The following is a 23,139-nucleotide window of genomic DNA, read 5'->3' on the forward strand; positions in this document are numbered from 1 at the left end:
TCAAGATGAGATTTCCCATTACATTTGTAAGTAAGATCCCTCAAAGATGATGAGGTGGATAGGTCTGGGGTGGAAGCACGGCGACGTGTGGAGCTGACAGATACTAATCGATCGAGGACTTAACCTATAAGAAAAGCGGAGACGACCGCTTTGACGCGACAAGCATAAGATGGCTTGCGGTAGTGGCGATAGCCACGGAGGCAAGAGGGCTTATGACCTCGAGCGTCAGGGAGTCGTAGCTGGACAGTATGTAAATGATTACGATTATGCATCCAATGTTTGTTTTATTCAGTTTTGAGCGAACAAGCTCATAGTCTGGTGCCGATGGCGAAGAGGTCACACCCGTTCCCATACCGAACACGGAAGTTAAGCTCTTCAGCGCCGATGGTAGTTGGGGGCTTCCCCCTGCAAGAGTAGGACGTCGCCAGGCGCAAGGTCATTGCCAATAGGTGATGGCTTTTTTGTTTTTTAAATTGAATCCAATAAAGGCCAACATTGTCTGAACTGGCAAAAGCCGATAGTGCAATTTAAATCTCCCTAAATTGATTGCGAGTTACCCGAAACTAAGCAATCCCCATGAAAAGGATTTTTCAGGATTCCTAATACCTACCGAAATACGGAGCCCAAATATAGAAACGATACAAATAATATTCACAACTTATAGCCATACTTAAAGAGTAATGGCTTTTTTGGTGTTTAAAAAACTCGAAATTATGGGTTCATATACTTATTGATTAAAGATAGAAAGTTTATCGGCGGATAAAGTGTAGTTATTATCTCTTCACTTCAAGTGATATTAAATCTCGAATTATGGGAATAATCTTATTTATTGTCCATTCCTTGACAGTTGGTTTAGGCGCTGATAATCTTTTAATAATATTCAAATGAAAACGATCATTAGGAGGCATAAATGGAATGTGGGAATCTAAATTTGTGCGTGAAGGCTTAACATTCGATGATGTATTACTAGTACCCGGGGCATCCGAAGTATTGCCGAAAGATGTGTCTCTCTCTGTCAATTTAACGGACAAGATCAAATTAAATATCCCGATTATGAGCGCAGGAATGGATACAGTCACAGAATCGAAGATGGCCATTGCAATGGCTCGTCAAGGTGGACTCGGCGTGATCCATAAAAACATGAGCATTGAAGAACAAGCCGAATTAGTCGTAACTGTTAAGCGTTCAGAGAACGGTGTGATTACGAATCCATTTTACTTAACGCCTGAGCATCAAGTATTCGATGCAGAGCATCTGATGGGGAAATACCGTATATCTGGTGTTCCGATCGTTAATAATACCGAAGAATTGAAGCTTGTTGGAATTTTAACGAACCGTGATCTTCGTTTTATCGATGACTATTCCTTAATTATTGATGATGTGATGACGAAAGAAAATCTTGTGACAGCACCCGTTGGTACAACACTTGAAGACGCTGAAAAGATTTTACAGAAGCACAAAATTGAAAAGCTTCCAATCGTTGATGATAATGGCATTTTGAAAGGCCTAATTACGATTAAAGATATTGAAAAGGTTATCGAGTTCCCGAACGCAGCGAAAGACTCTCAAGGACGTTTGTTAGTAGGAGCTGCAATAGGTGTAACTTCTGACACGATGGTGCGCATTGAGAAGCTTGTAAATGCCGAAGTCGATGTGATCGTAATTGATACAGCACATGGCCATTCAAAAGGCGTCATTGATACGGTAGCACAAATTAGAGAGCAGTACCCAGATCTTGACATTATCGCAGGAAACGTAGCAACAGCAGAAGGTGCGCGTGCATTATTTGAAGCTGGTGCCGACGTTGTAAAAGTTGGAATTGGTCCGGGATCGATCTGTACGACTCGTGTCGTTGCAGGTGTCGGTGTACCTCAAATTACAGCTGTGTATGAATGTGCGACAGAAGCACGCAAGCAAGGTAAGACGATCATTGCTGATGGAGGCATTAAATACTCCGGTGATATTATAAAAGCACTTGCAGCAGGCGGACATGTCGTCATGTTAGGAAGCCTCCTAGCAGGTACATCTGAAAGCCCTGGTGATACTGAAATCTTCCAAGGCCGTCGTTTTAAAGTATACCGCGGCATGGGATCTGTTTCTTCAATGGAACGCGGGTCGAAGGATCGCTACTTCCAGGACGAAGCGAAAAAACTTGTTCCGGAGGGTATTGAAGGACGGATGCCGTACAAAGGTCCTCTTGCAGATACAATTCACCAACTAGTTGGCGGGGTACGTGCAGGAATGGGTTATTGCGGTACGAAAGATTTACATGATCTTCGTGAAAATGCACAGTTTATCCGTATGACGGGGGCTGGACTTCGTGAAAGCCATCCACACCAAGTACAAATTACAAAAGAAGCACCAAACTATACAATTTCATAATGCCTATATAGGGTTGGTAAAAAAGGAACTTTGGCATCTTTCCCGCGTCTACATATGAGCGGAAAGGTGCTTTTTTGTTTTAGTTCCCAAGTAATTTAGAATTTGTGATAAAATGATTTTTGGGGAAATAGAGTGACGGAGGTTGTACAGTGAAACGGGAAATGAAAAAATATGTGGCTTTACTATTAATGCCACTGTTGTTAGTGATGACAATTGGCACCATGCCTGCGCATGCCAATACAACACTCGGTATTCATGTTGATGGTGCAATTTTAATTGATGCTGATAGTGGAAAGATTTTATATGAAGAAAATGCGGACGCATCTTTGGGCATTGCAAGTATGACAAAGATGATGACGGAGTATATTCTTTTTGAAGCAATTCGTGATGGAAAGGTTAGTTGGGATCAAGAGTATCAAGTGACAGATTACACGTATGCTGTCTCACAAGATCGTCGTTTGAGTAACGTACCTCTTAGAAGAGATGGCAGCTATACGATTCGGGAATTATATGAAGCTCTCGCTATTTATTCCGCAAATGCGGCAACGATCGCTATTGCAGAAACCATTGCGGGAACAGAAACTGAATTTTTGAAGTTGATGGACGCAAAAGCGAAAGAACTTGGTTTAGAAGATTATAAATTTGTCAATTCGACTGGTCTAAACAATAGTGATTTACAAGGCATGCATCCGCAAGGGACAGGCCCAAATGATGAAAACGTAATGCCTGCGAAATCCGTTGCACGTCTAGCCTTTCACCTTTTGAAAGACTTCCCAGAGGTATTAGAAACAACAAAGATTAATACAAAAATGTTCCGGGAAGGGACAACAGATGAAATTAAAATGGATAATTGGAACTTCATGCTTCCAGGATTTGTTTATGAATATGCGGGTGTAGATGGATTAAAAACGGGTACGACAGATTTTGCAGGACATTGCTTTACAGGTACTGCTACAAAGGACGGCAAGCGGGTTATTGCGGTCGTTATGAAAGCAGTCGATGCAAAGGGTGTTGGTTCTTACAAAGCACGTTTCGATGCGACACGTGCGCTCTTCGATTATGGTTTTAACCAGTTTTCAGAAGTAGAGTTCGTACCAGGTGGTTATCAGTTTAAAGATAAGAAGACGTTGAAAGTTGTTAAAGGAAAAGAGAAGAAAGTTCCTATTGCTGTGAAAGAACCTGTTAGTATGTTGGTGAAAACGAGTGAAAAGGACCTTTATGTACCTGAGCTTGTCATTGATGAGTCCAAATTTAAAGACGGGGCGCTTGAAGCACCTATTAAAAAAGGCACCGTTGTCGGTCATGTGAAACTTGTGAATAAAGAGGGAACAGATTATGGCTATATTGATGACAAAAACGTCGGTGCTGAAGTCGTGACGACCGAGGATGTACAAAAAGCTGGCTGGTTTTCGTTAGCAATGGGTGCAATCGGTAACTTTATCGGTAGTCTATGGGGCAGCGCAGTTGGATTTGTAAAAGGTTTATTCTAATAAAAAGAACTGCTTAGAAATATTTTCTAAGCAGTTCTTTTTTATTTAAAAACAGTTAAGCTTTTGCGCTGATGGATCCACTACTTTTTGGATAGATCCTTTTTTTATATGTACAAGCGTGTCACCAAGCTTTTTGGCTTCTGCAAGATCGTGTGTCACAATCATAAACGGGATTTTCCAAATATCATGAAGTCTTAGCAGTTCGTCCTGGCATTCACGTCGTGTGTCTTGGTCCAATGCAGATAAAGGCTCGTCTAACAATAATAGGGCGGGTTCGGTTGCCAAGGCGCGTGCTAGAGCAACACGCTGTTTTTCACCGCCTGAAATTTGATGTGGATATTTGTGCGTTAAATGACCAATCCCTAACACGTGGACGAGTTTCTTAATTAGAAAAAGGGCGTCTTGGTCATTTTTGTTTTTTAGACCAAAGCGAATATTTTTATCGACTGTCATATGTGGGAAAAGCGCGTAGTCTTGAAACAAATACCCGACATTTCTTTTTTGGGGTGGAAGGGGACGGCGATTTTCCTGAAAGTATGGTTGCCCATTCAATGTGATCGATCCGGCGTCCGGATGTTCAATGCCAGCAATTGTATTTAAAATAGTCGTTTTTCCAGATCCCGAAGGTCCGACTAACACAACAATTTCATCCTTTACCTTCAATGAAACGTCTAGCCTAAAATGTGCTAGTTGTTTTTGAATATGTACTTCAAGCATCCAATCCCTCCCTTATGACGAATGATTTTTATAACGCTCGACATTTCTTCGTCCCCACCAATTGAGCCACATAATTGTACTAAAGCCAAGCGCAACGATGATGATGACCCAAAATGTTGCTTTTTCCATTTGACCAGCTTCTACTGCAAAGTAAATAGCTAGCGGAATCGTGTCTGTCTTTCCTGGTATATACCCTGCCAACATTAAAGTAGCCCCAAACTCACCGAGTCCCCGAGTAAAAGAAAGTACTAATCCCGCAAGTAATCCAGGCCATGCAAGCGGAAATGTAATGGTTCGAAAGACTTTCCACTCTGATGCCCCCATTGTCCGTGCTGCATTTTCCATTCGATGATCCAAATTATTAAATGCGGCACTTGCACTTTGGTACATTAAGGGGAAAGAAACGACAACAGAAGCAATGACTGCAGCGAACCAGGTGAAGATAATTTGAATATTAAACCATTCCAACAGCCAACTCCCAATCCAACCCTTTTTTCCAAACAAGATGAGCAACCCAAAGCCGACGACTGTCGGCGGCAAAACGAGCGGCAATAAGAATAGGGACTCGATAACCATTTTCCCCCAAAATTTTTTGCGTGATAAAAAATAGGCAGCATATACCCCAGTTATAAAAACAATAATCGTAGAAATTCCCGCTACCTTTAAGGATAAGAGCAGGGGCGTGTAATCCGTCATATTCACAAACATTTCCTTTACATACAAAGTATTCTGACTTAATAAGTGAAAGTATAAAAAGGTCTGTTAAAATAAATGTTACTAACTACTAAGGAGGCCAATTTTGGAAATAGGAATTATTTTTATCTGCATTATTCTGATTGCCGCTATTTTGCAAACAAGCACTGGTTTTGGTTTTTCTATCATGGCGACACCATTTTTGCTTCTTTTATTCTTACCAGAAGAGGCCATCCAGATTAACATTATTTTATCATTAATCATCTCTGTGTTTCTTATTTGGAAAATATACGCCGATTTAGACGTGAAGCTTTTAAAAAGACTTACAATTGGTAGTGTTTTCGGCGTGCCATTTGGTCTTGTTATTTTCATGTCTATGAATATCGATACGTTTAAATTGGTTGTTAGTATTTTATTGTTACTTTTAACGGGACTACTAATCTTTAATGTAAAAGTAAAAGCGACGCCATTTAAGGATTTTGTCGTTGGTGGAATTTCGGGCCTCTTAACAACAAGTATTGGTATGCCAGGTCCACCATTACTACTATACTTGTCAGGAACAAAAACTGAAAAAAGTAAATTAAGGGCGACGACTTTAGCTTATTATTTGGCGATCTATGGGCTAAGTCTCATCACCCAAATTATTTTTAACGGAACCAATCAAGTAATATGGCGCTCAAGTCTATATGCAATTCCCATTGTCCTGATCGGCCTTTTAATTGGACAAATTGTTTTCAAATGGCTCAATCAAAGACTATTTCAATTGTTTACGTATGTTATTTTAAGTTTGTCAGGTTTGTATCTCCTTTTTGATGTTTTACAAGCAACTTATCCGATCTATCCTTTATTGAAAACCATATTTATGTAAAATGGTTTTTCCATCTTCGCTAGTCAAAAACGTTAAAAATGCCTTAGCTTCGTTGGGGTGTTTTGTTTCTGCAATGACAGCTCCTGGATAGACAATTGGTTCATGCCAATCTTGATGAGCAGTTACCAAGACTTTAATTTTATTTGAGATTTTTGCGTCGCTGGTATAAACAACACCTAAGTCAGCGTTACCCATTTCAACATGCGTCAAAACTTGGCGTACATTGGAGCTGAATACCATTTTGCTTTCCAATGGTTCCCATAGACCGAGATGTTCAAATACTCTTTTTGTATAACGACCTGCCGGGACGCTTTCTGGGTCTCCAATCGCAACTTGTCCGATATTTCCCGATAGTATCTGGTCGAATGACTCGATGGATAAGGATGAGTCCTCATTTGTAATTAATACTAATTCGTTTGTGGCAAAATCGACCCTTGATTCATCGAGTAATAGCTTGGCATCTTCCAGTATATCCATGTCCTTTTTACTAGCTGAAAGAAAGACATCTGCGGGTGCTCCTTGAGTGATCTGCTGTGCCAACTTTCCAGAGCCGTTAAAGTTAAAGGTTAATGTTACGTCATGATTTTCTTCGAACACCGTCTTCACTTCATGTAAAGCATCCGTTAGGCTGGCGGCAGCTGAAATGAGTAATTCTATATTTTGTTCTGAGGGCTTGGTTTTCTCATTTTGTGTGCAACTCGCTAATAGGAGCAAAACGATGCCAATGGTTAAAAAATATATCCCCTTTTTCACGGAAAATCCCCTTTCTAGCTCACTATATTAACTACTATAAAGAAGGGTTCGATTCCTTCAAGGGAGATCCCTTAATTTGCAACTAAGGTTTCCTTGGAATATTCCAAATGGTCATTAAATCTTCTATTGCTTTTTTTATTTCATCTACAGATAACCCGCCAAATCCGATTAAAAATGAAGGTTGTTCATCGACAATAGAAATTGTTCGATATTGGTTGAGTCCATACAATCGAATACCGGCATCTTGTGCAAGTTCCGTTAATGTTTGTTCATCTTGATCGGACTGAACGGTCATGATGATATGCATGCCAGCTTCATCTCCGAAAAAACGAACGGCAGGTGCGTAGCTTTCAAGTGTTTCTGTTAGAGCCTGTAGCTTACGTCTATACACTTTACGCATTCGATTTAAGTGCCGTGAAAAATGGCCCTCTGCCATAAAACGCGCCAGAATATGCTGATCCAATCTTGGTACTGTGGAGGAGTAATGAATAAATGCTTTTTCATAACGATCCAACAGCTGCGGCGGCAGCACCATATAAGCGATGCGAAGAGACGGCATGAGTGATTTGGAAAAGGTGCTCAAATAAATGACATTTTTACCTTTGTCCATTCCCTGTAAGGCTGGAATGGGTTTACCAGTGTAGCGGAATTCACTATCATAATCATCTTCGATAATAAAATGATTTCTTTTAGAGGAGGCCCAGTTTAATAACGCCGTCCTGCGCGACGCAGAAAGCACTGTGCCTGTCGGAAACTGATGGGAGGGTGTTACATAGGCAACAGTTGCCCCCGAGTTTACAAGCATCTGTACGTCCATTCCCTCTTCATCTACAGCAATCGGGATGGCCTTCCGATTATTATGAAAGAACACATGGTGTGTAAGCGGATAGCCTGGGTCCTCGATTGCATAAGTTGCCTCATCTCCAAGAATACGAATGACAAGCGGCATCAGTTGTTCCGTTCCTGACCCAACAATAATTTGCTCCGGTGTACAGTCAACTCCTCTTGAATGGTACAAATAACGCGCAATTTCTTGTCGCAGTGCGAGATCACCATGTGGATGTCCAAGCAGCAAGAGATGGTGTGAAGATTCATCCATTAAGTCTTTCGCACATTTTCGCCATTGTGTAAAAGGAAAAGAATGCGTATCAATTTTTCCAGGTGAAAAATCAACCGAGAGTTCAATCGTTTCTTTTTCTTGTTTCACTGGTTCATAAGGTGTTTTTTCTTGCTGCACATACGCTAATTCTCCAATATCTTGTACAAAAAAACCTTGCCGTGGCTTGGCAGAAATGAAACCTTCCGCTACGAGTTGGCCATAAGCAAGTTCAATTGTCGTTTGACTAACGTCTAAAAATTCCCCTAATCTTCTTTTCGAAGGAAGTTTACTGCCGACAGGCAATTTTCCTGTAGAAATATCGGTTTGTATTTGTTCGTAAATTTGTTCATATAAAGGTGTTACATTTGTTTTATCTAATTTCACAATAAGCATTTCCACGCTAACCCCTCCAACTGACCCCTTCAACTTATATTAAACTGGTTATTTTAATATGGTCATACTCCATTATACTAAATAGTGAGAAAAGGGGGAAGGTAAAGTGAACTTTCAATATGGCGGCGTCATTATGGACGTCATTAATGCAGAACAGGCAAAAATTGCGGAGGCGGCTGGAGCAATTGCAGTTATGGCGCTTGAACGCGTTCCTTCGGATATTCGGGCAGCAGGGGGAGTTGCACGTATGGCAGACCCGCGCATCGTTGAAGAGGTACAAAAAGCGGTATCCATTCCAGTCATGGCAAAAGTACGAATTGGACATATTTCAGAAGCACGTGTGCTTGAAGCAATGGGTGTAGACTACATTGACGAAAGTGAAGTATTAACACCTGCAGATGATGAATTCCATTTGCTGAAAAGCGACTACAAAGTACCATTCGTTTGTGGTGCACGTAATTTAGGCGAAGCAGCACGACGTCTTGGTGAAGGAGCGAAAATGCTTCGTACGAAAGGTGAGCCAGGTACAGGAAATATTGTAGAGGCGGTGCGTCATTTGCGGATGGTGAATGCGCAAGTGAACAAAGTTGTTCATATGAGTAAGGACGAGCTTATGACAGAAGCACGCGATCTAGGTGCACCTTATGAAGTGCTTCTCGCCATAAAAGAGGCTGGTCGTCTACCTGTTACAAACTACGCAGCAGGCGGAGTAGCAACACCGGCAGACGCAGCACTGATGATGGAATTAGGTGCTGACGGTGTCTTTGTAGGATCTGGTATTTTCAAATCTGAAAATCCAGAGAAGTTCGGGCGGGCAATTGTTCAAGCAACGTTAAACTTTAAAGACTACGATCTGATTGGCAAGCTGTCAAAAGATATTGGCACGCCGATGAAAGGCTTAGAAATTTCCACGCTTTCCGGCAGCGAATTAATGGCAAACCGCAGTTCCTAAAAGTGTTCTTCTTTCCTCCTCCATGCTAATTGGAGGAGGATTTTTTTAATCCTTAAAGTAAGCGCATACATTGGTGCTGCGTATGACTTGCTAAATTTTGTGGCGTATAGTAAAGTAGAGATAATTTCAAATAAAAAATTGACGATGATGGGAAGTAGTAGCAACCTTGTTTTTTGAAGAGAGTCGGCGGTCGGTGCAAGCCGATAAAAACAATTTGTGAATCCGTCCCTGAGCAGCTGGGTTGAAAGAAAGTAGGCCTAAGCCGGTGATTGAACCGTTATTTCAACGAGTGGATCAGACTTGCCGTCTGGTCAATTTGGGTGGCAACGCGGGTAGTTCTCGTCCCTTTAGTAGAAGGGATAGAGGGCTTTTTTTATTGCTGTTTTATTGAAAAATGGGTCATGATTGTCTTGAGATGGAGGAGGAAAAATAATGCTAGATATTAAAAAGGTACGTGCAAATTTTGATGAGGTAAAAGAAAAACTTGCGAAACGCGGAGAGGACTTAACGGATTTTGATAAATTCGGCGGACTTGACGAAAAACGCAGAGAGTTAATTGCAAAAGTAGAAGTATTAAAAGCTGAGCGCAATGAAGTTTCCCAAAAAGTAGCAGAAATGAAACGCAACAAAGAAAATGCGGATGAAGTCATAGCGCGTATGCGTGCAGTTGGGGAAGAAATTAAAGGGCTTGATGAGGAACTACATGAAATCGAAGAGCAATTGAATTATATTATGATGCGCATTCCTAACATCCCGCATGACAGTGTACCAGTAGGGGATAGCGAAGACGATAATGTTGAGATTCGTGCATGGGGTGAAAAGCCAGCGTTTACTTTTGAACCAAAACCGCATTGGGATCTCGGGACGGATTTAAATCTGTTAGATTTCGAACGTGCTGCAAAAGTAACGGGGAGCCGTTTTGTATTTTACCGCGGACTGGGCGCACGTCTTGAGCGTGCATTGATCAACTTTATGTTGGATCTTCATATTGAAGAGCATGGCTATGAAGAAGTATTGCCGCCGTATTTGGTAAACCGTACAAGCCTGACGGGAACAGGACAGCTGCCAAAGTTTGAAGAAGATGCATTTTTAATCGAGGAAGAGGATTATTTCTTAATTCCAACGTCTGAAGTACCTGTCACAAACTTCTACCGTGATGAAATTATGGACGGAGCACAGCTGCCAGTTGCTTTTACAGCATACAGCACGAACTTCCGTTCAGAAGCAGGTTCAGCAGGCCGTGATACACGTGGACTCATCCGTCAGCACCAATTCAATAAAGTGGAGCTTGTCCGCTTTGTAAAACCAGAAGAATCTTATGACGAGCTAGAAAAGCTAGTTGGACATGCGGAGAAAGTGCTGCAATTATTAGAGCTTCCGTACCGTGTGTTAAATATGTGTACAGCAGATCTTGGATTTACTGCGGCGAAAAAATACGATATTGAAGTTTGGATCCCGACGCAAAATATGTATCGTGAAATTTCATCTTGTTCAAACTTTGAAGACTTCCAAGCACGCCGCGCGCACATTCGTTTCCGCCGTGAAGCAGGGGCAAAACCAGAGTACGTTCACACGTTGAACGGTAGCGGACTCGCAGTTGGACGTACAGTTGCTGCAATTCTTGAAAATTACCAGCAAGAAGACGGTTCTGTTAAAATTCCAGAAGTACTTCGTCCGTATATGGGTGGTAAAGAAATTATTCGTTAATGAAAAAAAGATTGTGCAGACGTCATTCGGCGTCCTGCACAATCTTTTTTTTCATTAACTTTTTTCTTTGGCGGATGGCATGGAAAAAAGTAGTGAGCATGCCGCCGCACTCCTCTGCTAATACGCCTTCCACGACCTCACATTCGTGATTAAAGCGCGGATCGTTTAATAACCGATAGAGCGAGTCTACACAGCCTGCTTTCGGATCACGCGCACCGTAAACGACGCGGGGAACTCTTGACTGGAGAATGGCACCCGCACACATTGGGCAAGGTTCTAGTGTAACGTACAAAGTTGTATCTTCCAGGCGCCAACTGCCGAGTTCTTCACATGCTATTTGAATGGCGGATAACTCGGCATGTGTCACTGCGTTTTGAGAAGTTTCCCGTAAGTTATGCGCACGGGCGATCACCTCGCCGTCATGTACGATAATGGCACCAATCGGTACTTCCGCCAAAGCCTCTGCTTTTTTTGCTTCTTCTATGGCCAATTTCATATATTGTCGATCTTTTTCAAACACATCCATGGTCATCGCTCCTTGAAAGTAGTGTAGCATTTCTAGTTAAATCTGTCTTTTTTATATTGTTTCACGTGAAACAATGATGTGCTAAAATAAGAGGCGTTGTTTACCTTGCTTCAGTAAGGAGGAAAAGAAGATGTCTGTCCCATTCATAGCAGTAGAGGGCCCGATCGGTGTTGGAAAAACATCTCTATCCAAAGAGATCGCCGATACTTTGCAATTTCATTTATTAAGAGAAATCGTGGATGAGAATCCTTTTTTACATAAATTTTACGAGAACATCGAGGAATGGAGCTTCCAGACTGAAATGTTTTTTCTTTGCAATCGATACAAGCAGTTAAGTGATTTGCAAAAGGAATGGGTGGCGGAGGGGAATTCCATCGTCGCGGATTACCATATATTTAAAAACCTGATCTTTTCAAAACGGACACTCGAGCCAACTGAGTATGAGAAATATGAAAAAATTTTTCATATTTTAACGGAAAATATGCCCGTTCCCAATTTGATCATTTATCTCCATGCCAGCTTGCCGACGCTCATGAATCGGATTGCGATGAGAGGGCGTGAGTTTGAGAAAAATATGGATCCTGGCTATTTACAGCAGCTATCAGACGATTATGAGGAATTTATTGCACATTTTGAAAAAGAGCATCCGGAAATTCCCATCCTCCGTGTGAACGGCGATGAACTAGATTTTGTGCATGATGAAAAAGATTTACAAATAATTTTGAACCAGATTACTGTAATTTTAGAAAAAGGGTGTCAAATAAGATGAATTTACGGGAAAAATACGGAATACCAAATAATGCCGTCATCACAATAGCGGGATCTGTCGGTGTTGGAAAATCAACGATGACCAAAGCGCTTGCTAAGGCTTTGCATTATCGTACGTCATTTGAAAATGTAGATCATAATCCATATTTAGATCGATTTTATGATGACTTTGAAAAGTGGAGCTTTCATTTACAAATTTACTTTTTAGCAGAACGTTTTAAAGAGCAAAAGCGTATTTTTGAATATGGCGGCGGATTTATTCAGGATCGTTCTATTTATGAGGATACAGGCATTTTTGCGAGGATGCATAAAGATAAAGGAACGATGACAGCAGAAGACTTTGACACATATACGCAACTGTTCGATGCGATGGTGATGACGCCTTATTTCCCGCACCCTGATTTGCTTATTTACTTGGGCGGTTCGCTAGATACGATTCTTTCCCGTATTCAAGAGCGAGGCCGTGCAATGGAACAGCAAACACCGATTGCTTATTGGGAAGAGCTTCATACACGCTACGAAAAATGGATCAACGATTTTCATGCATGTCCTGTGTTACGGTTAGATATTGAAGAGTATGATCTCAAAAATGACCCAAATGGTGTCGAAATAGTTGTTGAAAGAATTGGTCATATTTTAAAACAAACATCCCGATATAAGAAAAATTATTGAAAAAGCGTCTAATAGGGACGCTTTTTTATATTAGGCATACAAACCAGAATCATGGAATAGTATAATATGAAAACCATCATTACGTAGATGTAATAGCTCAGAAAGGAGCCTTCGGTTTGGTTCGTTATGGGGATTGGCGTTCGTATTATGCAAATTTGAGTACGCGTTCTCAATTTACGGCACCGGTTCGGTATATTTTAAATAAGCCAGATATGTATCGTAGACAGTACATTCATCAGTCTGAAGTAGATTTGACGAGTATGAATCGCCTTTTATGGGAAGAGCATGTTAACTGGACGCGGATGACGATTATTAGCATCGTTTTTAAATTGCCAGATTTACCTTTTGTGCAAGAACGATTATTACAAAATGCAACAGATATGGGAAATTGTTTACGTCCATTTTATGGGGACGCCATAGCAGACCAATATGCTGACCTCATAAAGGAACATCTTGTCATCGCAGCGGAACTCGTCACAGCAGCTGTGCAGGGGGATACGAAAACAGCAGGTGCTAAAGAAAAAGAATGGTACCGCAATGCCGACCAAATTGCTGATTTTTTAAGCAGGATCAATCCTTACATCGACCGTGAAGTAATGCGTCAAATGATGTATTCACATTTGACAATGACAAAGAACGAAGCTGTTTGGATGATACAAAAGAAATTCAAGGAAGATGTTGCGATTTTCGATAAGATTGAGGCTGAAGCGCTGATGATGGCAGATTACATTTCAAATGCCATGGTGGCACAATTTCCATATTTATTTCAGTAGAAAAACCAGCAGGTCCTATTAAGGATTTGCTGGTTTTTTCCTGTTATGAATAGATCGGCGAATTACTAAAAAACTCTTTGTATAACTCTTTCAAGACAGCTGTCTCATTTTCCTTTAAAATCCCAAATGTTAAACTCACCTCGGACGAGCCTTGGTTAATCATTTGAATGCTTGTGCCGGTACGTGCAATTGCAGAGGCTGCACGTGCGGTAAGTCCTGTCGTATGGCGCATACCTTCACCAACGAGCACGATCATTGAATAGTTATTGTGTAAATACACATCATCTGCATCCAGTTCGTCCTTCACACGCTGAATAATGCGCGCCTCTTTTTCAGGCGTTAGTTGATGGCTGCGAAAGATAACAGACATATTGTCGATTCCGGATGGTGTGTGTTCGAATGAAATATCTTCTTCTTCTAAAATCTGCATGAGGCGTCGGCCAAATCCAAGTTCTAAGTTCATCAAATATTTATCGACAAACAGTGTTGAGAATCCGCTATCTGCTGCAATACCAACAACTGTATGGGATGAATGATCCCGTTCTTTTACGATCATCGTGCCAGGTGCATCCGGGTTGTTCGTATTTTTAATACAAACTGGAATTGAATGTCTAAATGCAGGCATGAGTGCTTCATCATGAAAAACGGAGAATCCAGCATAAGCCAATTCACGCATTTCGCGGTACGTCATTTTATCAATCGCGACAGGATTATCGACAACCCTTGGATTGGCAGCGAACACGGAGTCAACATCCGTGAAGTTTTCATACAGTTCAGCGTTTGTAGCTGCTGCCAAGAGGGCACCTGTAATATCAGAACCGCCTCGGTTAAATGTTCTAAGTGTTCCATCTTCCGTGTAACCAAAGAAACCAGGGAATACGATAATACCCGGCTCGTCCCGCAACCTTGAAAGCAATTCATTTCCTTTTGGTAAAGCTTGCACGCGTGCAGGACGTTCGTTTACAAGCAACCCTGCTTCTTTTGGACAAACGTATTTTGCTTCAATGCCGATATGCTGAAAATACGCGGCAATCAACTTGGCATTATTGTCCTCACCGGATGCTTTTAAATAGTCCATATATAAAACAGCATCGCCTTTGTCTCGTGCAAGACGTGATGTTAAATCATCCTCAATGACCTGTACAATCTCCTTGTCTAAGCCAAGTCCGGCGGCAATCTGTCGATAACGATTTACAACTTCCTCCAATTCGTTCTGTATATCTTCACCCTTCAATGAATTTTCGGATAATTGTATAAGTAAATCGGTTACTTTAACATCTTCGTCAAACCTTTTGCCAGGCGCAGAGACAACGACAATTTTACGGGCGGAATCTGACGTTACGATTTCTACGACTTTTTTTATTTGATCAGCTGAGGCAACCGACGTTCCGCCAAACTTTGATACTTTCATTTTCATCAAATCCTATCTTTTTATAATGAATATTTTATGTTATCTTATAGTTTAACAAAAGTAGGGTTGTTAATAAACGTATATTTTACTATAATGTCCTTATGCAGTGAACGATTGTTTTTTCATAGTGTACATATAGATAGGGGAGACGTCAAATGAAAAATGAGATCAATATTGGACTTTTGGGGTTTGGGGTTGTGGGAGGCGGAGTCGCAAAGATTTTGCAAGATCACCAAGAGGATTTATGCCATAAGCTAGGCGTTCCGGTGAAAATTAAAAGAGTACTTGTAAAAGATTTAACGAAGAAACGTGATGTGGCATTGGCACCAGAAATATTCACGTCGGAATTAGATGATGTACTAGAGGATCCTTCCATCGATTTAATTGTTGAAGTCATTGGCGGAACAAGAGAAGCGAAAGATGCGATTGAACGCTCCCTTCGTGCTGGAAAAGGTGTCGTCACAGCCAACAAAGACGTGATGGCGGAATCTGGACTAGAATTACTTAAACTGGCAGATGAAAATAAATGTGATTTGTTTTTTGAAGCAAGTGTCGGCGGCGGTATTCCGCTGATCCGTACATTGGAAGATGGCTTAGCGTCCGATCGTATTAGTGCTTTAACGGGAATCGTCAACGGAACGACGAACTTCATTTTGACAAAGATGAAGCATGAGAATAAGTCTTATGAAGATGCATTAGCTGAAGCAACTGAGCTTGGATTTGCAGAAGCGGATCCATCTGCTGATGTTGACGGCATCGATGCGGCGCGTAAAATGGTCATTTTGGCGTCACTTGCCTTCTCAACAGACGTAAATTTAGATGATGTATACGTACGGGGCATGAAAGAAATTAAAGATGGCGATTTAGAACTTGCAGAGCGTTTCGGTTATACAGTGAAGTTAGCTGGTTCCGCGAAAAAGGATGAGGAAGGTATTGAAGTAGCAGTTGAACCGGTGCTTTTCCCGAATTCTCATCCACTTGCTTCTGTAAATAATGAATTTAATGCTGTGTATGTATACGGAGATGCGGTTGGAGAAACGATGTTCTATGGGCCGGGTGCAGGTTCCTTGCCAACTGCTACATCTGTAACTGGTGATATTGTAGCAGCTTGCCGAAACCTAATGCTCGGTGTGAATGGCTCAAGACTTCATGCGCCGCAGCACAAGAAAAAGGTGAAAGACGATAGCCAAAAGTTCGCGCGTTATTTCCACCGAATTTTAGTGAAGGACGAAGTCGGGGTATTAACGAAGTTGACGGCAATTTACAGCGCGCATGGTGCAAGCTTGGCGACGGTCGTTCAGCAACCGGAAGAAAATGTAGCAGAAGCTGATTTGATCTTTATTACCCACCAAATTTCACGCCAGCAACATTTAGACATTATGAATGAATTGAAAGAGACTCCAGAAGTAATCGGCGTACAAAGCCATTACCGAGTCGAGGGGGAAGCGTAAAAATGGCAAGATGGAACGGTTTAATCAGTGAATATAAAGAATGGTTGCCGGTGACAGATGAAACACCGGCACTAACGTTACAGGAAGGGAACACGCCACTTATCCATTTGGAGAATTTATCCAAGGAATGGGGTATTAACCTTTACGTGAAAACAGAAGGGACGAATCCAACTGGATCATTTAAAGATCGTGGGATGGTAATGGCAGTGGCAAAGGCGAAAGAGGAAGGAAAAGAAGTACTCATTTGCGCATCCACTGGTAATACATCTGCATCCGCAGCTGCGTATGGTGCACGTGCAGGTATGCGGACGATTGTTGTTATTCCAGAAGGGAAAATTGCACTTGGTAAACTCGCACAAGCTAAAATGTACGGTGCGGAAATCGTTGAGATTGCGGGGAATTTTGACGTGGCACTTGAGATGGTGCGTGAAGCCGGAGAAGGAAAAGTAGCAGTTGTGAACTCCGTGAACCCTTATCGTTTGGAAGGTCAGAAAACGATCGCCTTTGAAACAATTGACCAACTCGGTGAAGTACCTGATATTTTTGCCCTTCCAGTAGGGAATGCGGGCAACATATCTGCAGCTTGGAAAGGTTTTAAAGAGTATGCGGAGAAAAAAGGTGCGAAAACGCCGGAATTGCTTGGGGTTCAGGCGGACGGTGCTGCACCAATTGTTTACGATCGTGTATTTGAAGAACCAGAAACTGTTGCAACGGCAATCCGTATCGGCAATCCGGCTAGCTGGCATTTGGCAAAAGCTGCGCTTGAAGAATCAGACGGCAATATCTTATCAGTGACTGATGAAGAGATCTTAGAAGCGTATCGTTTAATCGCATCGACTGAAGGTGTATTTGCGGAACCGGGATCTTGCGCGACAATTGCGGGTATTAAAAAGCAAGTTGAAGCAGGGTTGATCAAACCTGGGACGACAATCGTTGGTATTTTGACAGGAAATGGATTAAAAGATCCGGAAACTGCTATTATGGTCAATGAAGAAAAGCCACTTTTATCCCAGGAACAGTTTAATGAGCTGTTGAATGGGCTAAAGGCAGAGGCAAAGTGATGGGTGCACAGAGCTTTTCCGTCACAGTTCCCGCTACGACGGCAAATCTAGGGCCTGGCTACGACAGCCTAGGTCTCGCACTTTCCTTGTATACAACAATTGACGTAAGTTCGGCAGATGAATGGCTTGTTCAATATGAGGGAGAAGAGTATCAGTCTCTTGCAACAGGAGAAGACAATTTAATAGTCCAAACAATTCAAGATATCGCAAAACGATACAAAAAAGTGATCCCTCCGCAAAAGCTTACTGTTCAATCTAATATTCCACTCGGCAAAGGACTTGGCAGCAGTGCAACAGCCATCGCGGCCGGCATTGAAATTGTCGATCATTTGTTGTCGCTCGATTTATCGCCAAAAATGAAAGTGCGGATTGGCAGTGAATTAGAAGGGCATGCGGATAATGTGTCGGCCGCGCTTTTGGGTGGTGTAACGATTTCGTATTTTGTCGAAGAAGAAATGGAAATTGTTCATTTGCCGGAGCCAGATGTTGGCGCGGTCATCCTCGTGCCGCCTCATGCTTTGAAAACGGAAGAGTCAAGAGGACTGCTTCCAGGGGAGTTAACACACGCAGAAGCAACAGCGGGCAGTGCAGCAAGTAATTTGCTGACTGCTGCGATTGCACAGAATGATTGGGAAATGGCAGGGCGGATGATGGAAAAGGATATCTTTCATGAACCGTATCGGAAAAAGCTATTTCCTAATTTCGATGAAGTGCGTGCAATGAGTAAATCTTGCGGCGCATATGGGATGACGATTAGCGGGGCAGGTCCTTCTCTATTCGTCGTTGTTCCAAAAGGCACAGAAGAAACACTCGCTAAACAATTGGCGGTTGCATTTCCTTATTACAAATGTCTTGCCGTTCAGCCATCCACACACGGTGCTGGTGTGAATTGTACCCATAAATAAAAAGAAGCAGATCCGTTTGTTTAAACGGATCTGCTTCTTTTTTAGGTAATAAAAAAATCCGTTACATTGTAACGGATTTCATCATTATGTATGCGTAAGTTGTAAATATGGCGGAGGAAGAGGGATTCGAACCCCCGCGGGCTTTGACACCCCTGTCGGTTTTCAAGACCGATCCCTTCAGCCAGGCTTGGGTATTCCTCCGTATCAATCAACAAAATATAATTTACCACGTTGGGAATGACGTGTCAACAGTTTTTATAAAAAATATGAGCCATCCGGTGAGTACACGCATTCGATGTTACGAACGGTCAAGAGTGTTTGACTTCGCTTGGTATTAAAGTACATATGATTAAACAATAAAGTATTTCATTCGCGATAAGAAGGCAATTGTAGAATACACCTTGATTTTCAACTGGAAAGGACGTATAATGAGAAATACCGTGCTAGGTGGGGAGGTAGCGGTGCCCTGTAACTTGCAATCCGCTCTAGCAAGACTGAATCCCTTCTCGAGGCTGTCCGTATTGTAGGGTCTGCCTTTTGCACGTAGTGTTGACGTTTGGGTCCTGCGCAATGGGAACCCATGAACCATGTCAGGTCCGGAAGGAAGCAGCATTAAGTGGACTTTCTCATGTGCCGCGGGGTAGCCTAGGCCGAGCTGGCGACAAGAGTAACGCTTATGTGCGGCTGTCGAAGGAAGGTGCACGGTTTGATTATAACCATTCAACTCGTTCGTTTTACGAACGAGTTTTTATTTTGTCTAAAAAGATTTCATTGAAAAATTATGCTATACTAGTGCTATTCAATTATTGCGTCAGAAGGAGAGGAAATCGTTGGTCTATCAAGCTTTTTATCGTGTCTATCGGCCACAATCGTTTGACGAAATGTCCGGACAGCATCATGTGAAGCAAACGCTTCAAAATGCCCTCCTTCATCGAAAAACGACGCATGCTTATTTATTTTCAGGACCAAGGGGAACAGGGAAAACGAGCGCGGCAAAAGTATTTGCCAAGGCACTAAATTGTGAAAAGGGTCCGGCAAAAGAACCGTGTAATACGTGTCCGACTTGCTTAAGCATTACAGAAGGTTCAAATACGGACGTCATTGAATTTGATGCTGCTTCGAATTCACGCGTAGAAGAAATGCGTGACATTATTGAAAAAGTTCATTTTGCTCCTTCTAATGCACGTTTCAAAGTGTATATTATCGATGAGGTGCATATGCTGTCGAACTCAGCATTTAATGCTTTATTAAAAACATTAGAAGAGCCGCCGGAACATGTCGTTTTCATATTGGCGACAACGGAGCCGCATAAACTGCCGCTAACGATTATTTCGAGATGTCAACGCTTTGATTTTAAACCAATTACTTCATCGGACATTGTTGAGCGAATGGAAACGGTCTTAGCTAATACTGGTATTAACTCAGATGAAGGGGCTTTAAGGGTGATTGCCCAGGCTGCTGCAGGCGGTATGCGGGATGCTTTAAGTATGCTTGATCAAGTTGTATCGTTTAGTGGTGAAAAGATTACGGTCGAAGATGCATTGCTTGTGACAGGTTCAATTGGTGAAGATGTATTTTATCAATTAGCGGAAGCGTTGCTGCAAAAAGACGCAGGCGCTGCTTTGTCATTATTCGATCGACTCATTGCGGAAGGAAAAGACGTTTCGAGATTGGCGGAAGATCTCATTACATTTTTTAGAGATCTATTGCTCCTTCGAACGACGCCCGATTTAAAAGACTTATTGGAACTTGTCTCAGGGGACGAACGTTTTGTGGAACTGGCAAAGTTATTTGAGCCGGATAACTTATACGCCTATATAGATGTATTATCGAAAACACAGCAGGAGATGCGATTTTCAAATCATGCGAAAGTGTATATTGAATCTGCATTGTTGAAAATCATTCATATGGGTAAAGTTCCGGAGCGATCGGCATCGGTTCACGTGGCGGATGAAGGATTGACACAAAAAGTATCCGAGCTTGAACGAGTGATTGTGGAGCTGCAACAGCAAATTGCAAGCGGCGCTGGAAGAATGACATCTGCGGAACGCACAGAACAACCGCGGAAAAATGCATCTAGACAAGGGCAATCATTTAAAATGCCAACTGGACAAATTAATGAGGTACTTAAATCTGCAACGCGGCAGGACATTCAAACAATTCGAGAAGAGTGGCCGCAAATGATGCGCGCACTTCAAAAGTCTCATGCAGCATTATTAGAGGAAACGGAGCCAGTTGCGGCATCTGATAATGCTTTTGTGTTAAAATTCAAGTATGAAATTCATTGTCTAATGGCTTCTGAAAATGCATCCTTGCGAGCTGGTTTGTCGGAGGCATTGCGAACGAGGACTGGAAAAGCCTATACGGTGCTATATGTACCCGAAGAAGGATGGTTAAAAGTCCGAGAAGATTTCATTCGGAAAAATGGATTAGCGAAAACGGGCGAGGAGTTATCCCAAGAAAATACTGCCGCTGATGGAACACTTGAATTAGTGAAGGAAGCGGAACAGGAAATCGCAGATCCACTCGTTACAGAGGCAGAAAAATTATTCGGCAAAGAATTCATAGTCATTCATGATGATTAACTATAGAGGAGGAATTTTATAATGCGTGGTATGGGAAATATGCAAGGTATGATGAAGCAAATGCAAAAAATGCAGAAGAAAATGGCACAAGCGCAAGAAGAGCTTGGTGAAAAGCGTTTAGAAGGGGCGGCTGGCGGCGGTATGGTAAAGGTAGTCGTTTCCGGACATAAAGAAGTGTTGGAAGTAACGATCGATCCGGACGTAGTCGACCCAGAAGATGTTGAAATGTTGCAAGACCTCGTCGTAATTGCAACGAACGAAGCAATGGCTAAAGCAGAAGAATTAACGAACTCCACAATGGGTCAATTCACGAAAGGATTGAACTTGCCAGGAATGTTCTAGGAGGCATATTGACAAATGCATTATCCTCAACCGATATCGAAATTAATCGATAGTTTTATGAAACTGCCAGGTATCGGCCCGAAAACAGCGGGTCGACTGGCGTTTTTTGTGTTAAGTATGAAAGAAGATACCGTACTAGATTTTGCGAAAGCCCTTGTCGATGCAAAAAGAAATTTACATTATTGCTCGGTATGCGGCCACATCACAGATACGGATCCATGCATGATTTGTGAGGATCAACAACGAGACCGCACAACGATTTGCGTTGTACAAGATCCGAAAGACGTCATCGCGATGGAAAAAATGCGGGACTACAGCGGTCTTTATCACGTCCTTCATGGAGCTATTTCACCGATGGATGGAATCGGGCCGGAAGATATCAATGTTCCCTCCTTATTAACACGTCTTCAAGATGAAGAAGTCAAAGAGCTTATATTAGCGACAAATCCGACAATCGAAGGTGAAGCAACAGCAATGTATATTTCAAGACTCGTTAAACCCTCAGGGATCACAACGACGAGAATTGCTCATGGCTTACCGGTTGGTGGGGATTTGGAGTATGCGGACGAAGTAACATTATCGAAAGCACTTGAAGGAAGACGAGAACTTTAGAAGGGGGGCCTTTCCGGTGTTTGGTCGTAAAAGGAAACTAAAAAAAGAGTTTGATGATCGGCTCCATACATTAATGATGGAAACGAAAGAAGAATGGGAGCGGGCGAAAGAAATAGAGTCTTATTTGAATGACTACGACCAAGAAGTGATCGCGCGTCGGTTAATTGCTGAAAGTAAACATTTTTATCTATTTAAAGAAGCGAAAGCACGTCGGTTAGGAGCCTATTGATATATTTTCACGGGACTGCATATATTGGAACACTTCTATAGAAAGGTGTGGATCCCGTGAAAATTATCATGATCTTATCCGTAGGTGTTTTTCTTCTTTTACTTTTAATGTTGGACAAGAAACAAATTCAAAAAGGACTGGAGCTACTTTCAATATTTTGGTTTCGATTGGCATTTGCGTTTCTTGCACTCTTTGCAATGAATGTTGTCGGTGGGTTTATTGGGATTTACGTTCCGATCAATATCGCGTCGGGGTTAATATTAACCATATTAGGGATTCCAGGATTTGCGGCATTATGCACTTTTGCAGTTTTTTTATAAAATGTTACAAAAAGGCTTGCACTTCGTGGCGTAAATTGGTATATTAGTAATCCGCCGCTTCAAGCGATGCGGTGAATTTAAAAAGACTTAAAAAACATCTTGACGCGAAAGTATGGAAGGTGTTAAGATGTAAAGGTTGCACTTTTGAAGCGAAGAAACGCACCGAAAAAACTTCAAAAAGTTGTTGACAAGATGTTTTATGAAATGGTATGATGTAAGAGTTGTCGCAGGAGACGCGGCGAAGATATGAACCTTGAAAACTGAACAGCAAAACGTTAACAAATACGTTTGCGGATCCGACCTCGTCGGTGAAGTAAACAAAACAAGAATCTTCGGATTCAAAGTCAGCAAGAATTGAGCAAATCAATTTCTTCTATTATGGAGAGTTTGATCCTGGCTCAGGACGAACGCTGGCGGCGTGCCTAATACA

At 42.0% G+C, this 23,139-nt stretch carries 22 protein-coding genes, 1 tRNA gene, 2 rRNA genes, 1 other RNA gene and 1 other annotated feature; of the genes, 19 read left to right on the forward strand and 7 right to left on the reverse strand.

What is annotated here, in order from left to right; genetic code table 11:
• From AU377_RS04155 to AU377_RS04170, 4 genes are all read left to right on the forward strand, one after another.
• A 23S ribosomal RNA gene (locus AU377_RS04155) occupies positions 1-127 on the forward strand; the annotation flags it as partial.
• Between the two features lie 187 nt (positions 128-314).
• A 5S ribosomal RNA gene (gene rrf, locus AU377_RS04160) occupies positions 315-430 on the forward strand.
• Positions 431-915: 485 nt separating this feature from the next.
• The gene (gene guaB / locus AU377_RS04165) at positions 916-2,382 is read left to right on the forward strand and encodes an IMP dehydrogenase (RefSeq protein ID WP_067404654.1); all 1,467 of its coding nucleotides are present in this window, start codon (positions 916-918) and stop codon (positions 2,380-2,382) included.
• A gap of 149 nt (positions 2,383-2,531) precedes the next feature.
• On the forward strand, positions 2,532-3,872 hold the full coding sequence (locus AU377_RS04170) for a serine hydrolase (RefSeq protein ID WP_067404657.1): 1,341 nt from the start codon (positions 2,532-2,534) through the stop codon (positions 3,870-3,872).
• Positions 3,873-3,917: 45 nt separating this feature from the next.
• On the opposite strand, the gene AU377_RS04175 is transcribed toward AU377_RS04170, so the two are convergent.
• Together AU377_RS04175 and modB are read right to left on the reverse strand one after the other, a co-directional pair.
• Complete coding sequence (locus AU377_RS04175) at positions 3,918-4,589, reverse strand: ABC transporter ATP-binding protein (RefSeq protein ID WP_067404660.1); 672 nt, start codon at positions 4,587-4,589, stop codon at positions 3,918-3,920.
• 12 nt (positions 4,590-4,601) lie between these two features.
• Positions 4,602-5,285 carry a molybdate ABC transporter permease subunit gene (gene modB, locus AU377_RS04180; protein ID WP_067404663.1) on the reverse strand — a complete coding sequence of 228 codons (684 nt, stop codon included), beginning with the start codon at positions 5,283-5,285 and terminating at the stop codon, positions 4,602-4,604.
• A 103-nt stretch (positions 5,286-5,388) separates the two neighbouring features.
• Between modB and AU377_RS04185 the strand changes: the two genes are divergently transcribed.
• Complete coding sequence (locus AU377_RS04185; RefSeq protein WP_067404666.1) at positions 5,389-6,150, forward strand: sulfite exporter TauE/SafE family protein; 762 nt, start codon at positions 5,389-5,391, stop codon at positions 6,148-6,150.
• On the opposite strand, the gene modA is transcribed toward AU377_RS04185, so the two are convergent.
• Positions 6,127-6,903, reverse strand: coding sequence for a molybdate ABC transporter substrate-binding protein (gene modA / locus AU377_RS04190; RefSeq protein ID WP_067404669.1), 777 nt, complete (start codon positions 6,901-6,903; stop codon positions 6,127-6,129). The two genes, AU377_RS04185 and modA, sit on opposite strands and share 24 nt — an antisense overlap.
• A gap of 82 nt (positions 6,904-6,985) precedes the next feature.
• Positions 6,986-8,401: a PLP-dependent aminotransferase family protein gene (locus AU377_RS04195; protein WP_067404672.1), complete on the reverse strand. Its 1,416-nt coding sequence runs from the start codon at positions 8,399-8,401 to the stop codon at positions 6,986-6,988.
• 100 nt (positions 8,402-8,501) lie between these two features.
• Between AU377_RS04195 and pdxS the strand changes: the two genes are divergently transcribed.
• Together pdxS and serS are read left to right on the forward strand one after the other, a co-directional pair.
• Positions 8,502-9,347: a pyridoxal 5'-phosphate synthase lyase subunit PdxS gene (pdxS, locus tag AU377_RS04200; RefSeq protein WP_067404675.1), complete on the forward strand. Its 846-nt coding sequence runs from the start codon at positions 8,502-8,504 to the stop codon at positions 9,345-9,347.
• Between the two features lie 135 nt (positions 9,348-9,482).
• Positions 9,483-9,697 (forward strand) — a binding site (T-box leader).
• Between the two features lie 82 nt (positions 9,698-9,779).
• Complete coding sequence (gene serS / locus AU377_RS04205; RefSeq protein ID WP_067404678.1) at positions 9,780-11,054, forward strand: serine--tRNA ligase; 1,275 nt, start codon at positions 9,780-9,782, stop codon at positions 11,052-11,054.
• Between the two features lie 22 nt (positions 11,055-11,076).
• Here the strand turns inward: serS and tadA are convergent, their stop codons facing one another.
• Complete coding sequence (tadA, locus tag AU377_RS04210) at positions 11,077-11,580, reverse strand: tRNA adenosine(34) deaminase TadA (protein WP_067404681.1); 504 nt, start codon at positions 11,578-11,580, stop codon at positions 11,077-11,079.
• 130 nt (positions 11,581-11,710) lie between these two features.
• On the opposite strand from tadA, the gene AU377_RS04215 reads away from it, so the two are divergent.
• The 3 genes from AU377_RS04215 (at position 11,711) to AU377_RS04225 (ending at position 13,793) form a co-directional block, all read left to right on the forward strand.
• Positions 11,711-12,349 (forward strand): deoxynucleoside kinase, encoded by a 639-nt coding sequence (locus tag AU377_RS04215; protein WP_067404684.1) that lies wholly within the window; start codon positions 11,711-11,713, stop codon positions 12,347-12,349.
• The gene (locus tag AU377_RS04220; protein WP_067404685.1) at positions 12,346-13,020 is read left to right on the forward strand and encodes a deoxynucleoside kinase; all 675 of its coding nucleotides are present in this window, start codon (positions 12,346-12,348) and stop codon (positions 13,018-13,020) included. The genes AU377_RS04215 and AU377_RS04220 overlap by 4 nt, the downstream gene beginning before the upstream one ends.
• 116 nt (positions 13,021-13,136) lie before the next feature.
• Positions 13,137-13,793 (forward strand): hypothetical protein, encoded by a 657-nt coding sequence (locus AU377_RS04225; RefSeq protein WP_067404688.1) that lies wholly within the window; start codon positions 13,137-13,139, stop codon positions 13,791-13,793.
• Between the two features lie 43 nt (positions 13,794-13,836).
• Here AU377_RS04225 and AU377_RS04230 read toward each other — a convergent pair whose 3' ends face one another.
• Positions 13,837-15,204 carry an aspartate kinase gene (locus AU377_RS04230; protein WP_067404691.1) on the reverse strand — a complete coding sequence of 456 codons (1,368 nt, stop codon included), beginning with the start codon at positions 15,202-15,204 and terminating at the stop codon, positions 13,837-13,839.
• 155 nt (positions 15,205-15,359) lie between these two features.
• On the opposite strand from AU377_RS04230, the gene AU377_RS04235 reads away from it, so the two are divergent.
• The 3 genes from AU377_RS04235 to thrB are packed head-to-tail and all read left to right on the forward strand — an operon-like array spanning position 15,360 to position 18,621.
• Positions 15,360-16,655 (forward strand): homoserine dehydrogenase, encoded by a 1,296-nt coding sequence (locus AU377_RS04235; protein ID WP_067404693.1) that lies wholly within the window; start codon positions 15,360-15,362, stop codon positions 16,653-16,655.
• Positions 16,656-16,657: 2 nt separating this feature from the next.
• Positions 16,658-17,716: a threonine synthase gene (gene thrC, locus AU377_RS04240; RefSeq protein ID WP_067404696.1), complete on the forward strand. Its 1,059-nt coding sequence runs from the start codon at positions 16,658-16,660 to the stop codon at positions 17,714-17,716.
• Positions 17,716-18,621, forward strand: coding sequence for a homoserine kinase (thrB, locus tag AU377_RS04245; RefSeq protein ID WP_067404700.1), 906 nt, complete (start codon positions 17,716-17,718; stop codon positions 18,619-18,621). Before thrC ends, thrB begins: the two co-directional genes overlap by 1 nt.
• A 108-nt stretch (positions 18,622-18,729) precedes the next feature.
• Here thrB and AU377_RS04250 read toward each other — a convergent pair.
• Positions 18,730-18,822, reverse strand: a tRNA-Ser gene (locus tag AU377_RS04250).
• 237 nt (positions 18,823-19,059) lie between these two features.
• Here AU377_RS04250 and ffs point away from each other — a divergent pair.
• The 6 genes from ffs (at position 19,060) to AU377_RS04280 (ending at position 22,709) form a co-directional block, all read left to right on the forward strand.
• Positions 19,060-19,326: signal recognition particle sRNA large type (gene ffs / locus AU377_RS04255), an RNA gene on the forward strand.
• A 125-nt stretch (positions 19,327-19,451) separates the two neighbouring features.
• Entirely contained in the window at positions 19,452-21,206 is a 1,755-nt protein-coding gene (gene dnaX, locus AU377_RS04260; protein WP_067404702.1) for a DNA polymerase III subunit gamma/tau, read from the forward strand.
• 21 nt (positions 21,207-21,227) lie between these two features.
• Positions 21,228-21,548 (forward strand): YbaB/EbfC family nucleoid-associated protein, encoded by a 321-nt coding sequence (locus AU377_RS04265; RefSeq protein ID WP_067404707.1) that lies wholly within the window; start codon positions 21,228-21,230, stop codon positions 21,546-21,548.
• A gap of 15 nt (positions 21,549-21,563) precedes the next feature.
• Positions 21,564-22,160: a recombination mediator RecR gene (gene recR, locus AU377_RS04270; RefSeq protein ID WP_067404710.1), complete on the forward strand. Its 597-nt coding sequence runs from the start codon at positions 21,564-21,566 to the stop codon at positions 22,158-22,160.
• A gap of 16 nt (positions 22,161-22,176) precedes the next feature.
• The gene (locus AU377_RS04275; protein ID WP_067404714.1) at positions 22,177-22,389 is read left to right on the forward strand and encodes a YaaL family protein; all 213 of its coding nucleotides are present in this window, start codon (positions 22,177-22,179) and stop codon (positions 22,387-22,389) included.
• 56 nt (positions 22,390-22,445) lie between these two features.
• Entirely contained in the window at positions 22,446-22,709 is a 264-nt protein-coding gene (locus AU377_RS04280; protein WP_253724378.1) for a pro-sigmaK processing inhibitor BofA family protein, read from the forward strand.
• Positions 22,710-23,139: the final 430 nt, after the last annotated feature.

The organism is Sporosarcina sp. HYO08 (assembly GCF_001563475.1).
Lineage (GTDB): Bacteria > Bacillota > Bacilli > Bacillales_A > Planococcaceae > Sporosarcina.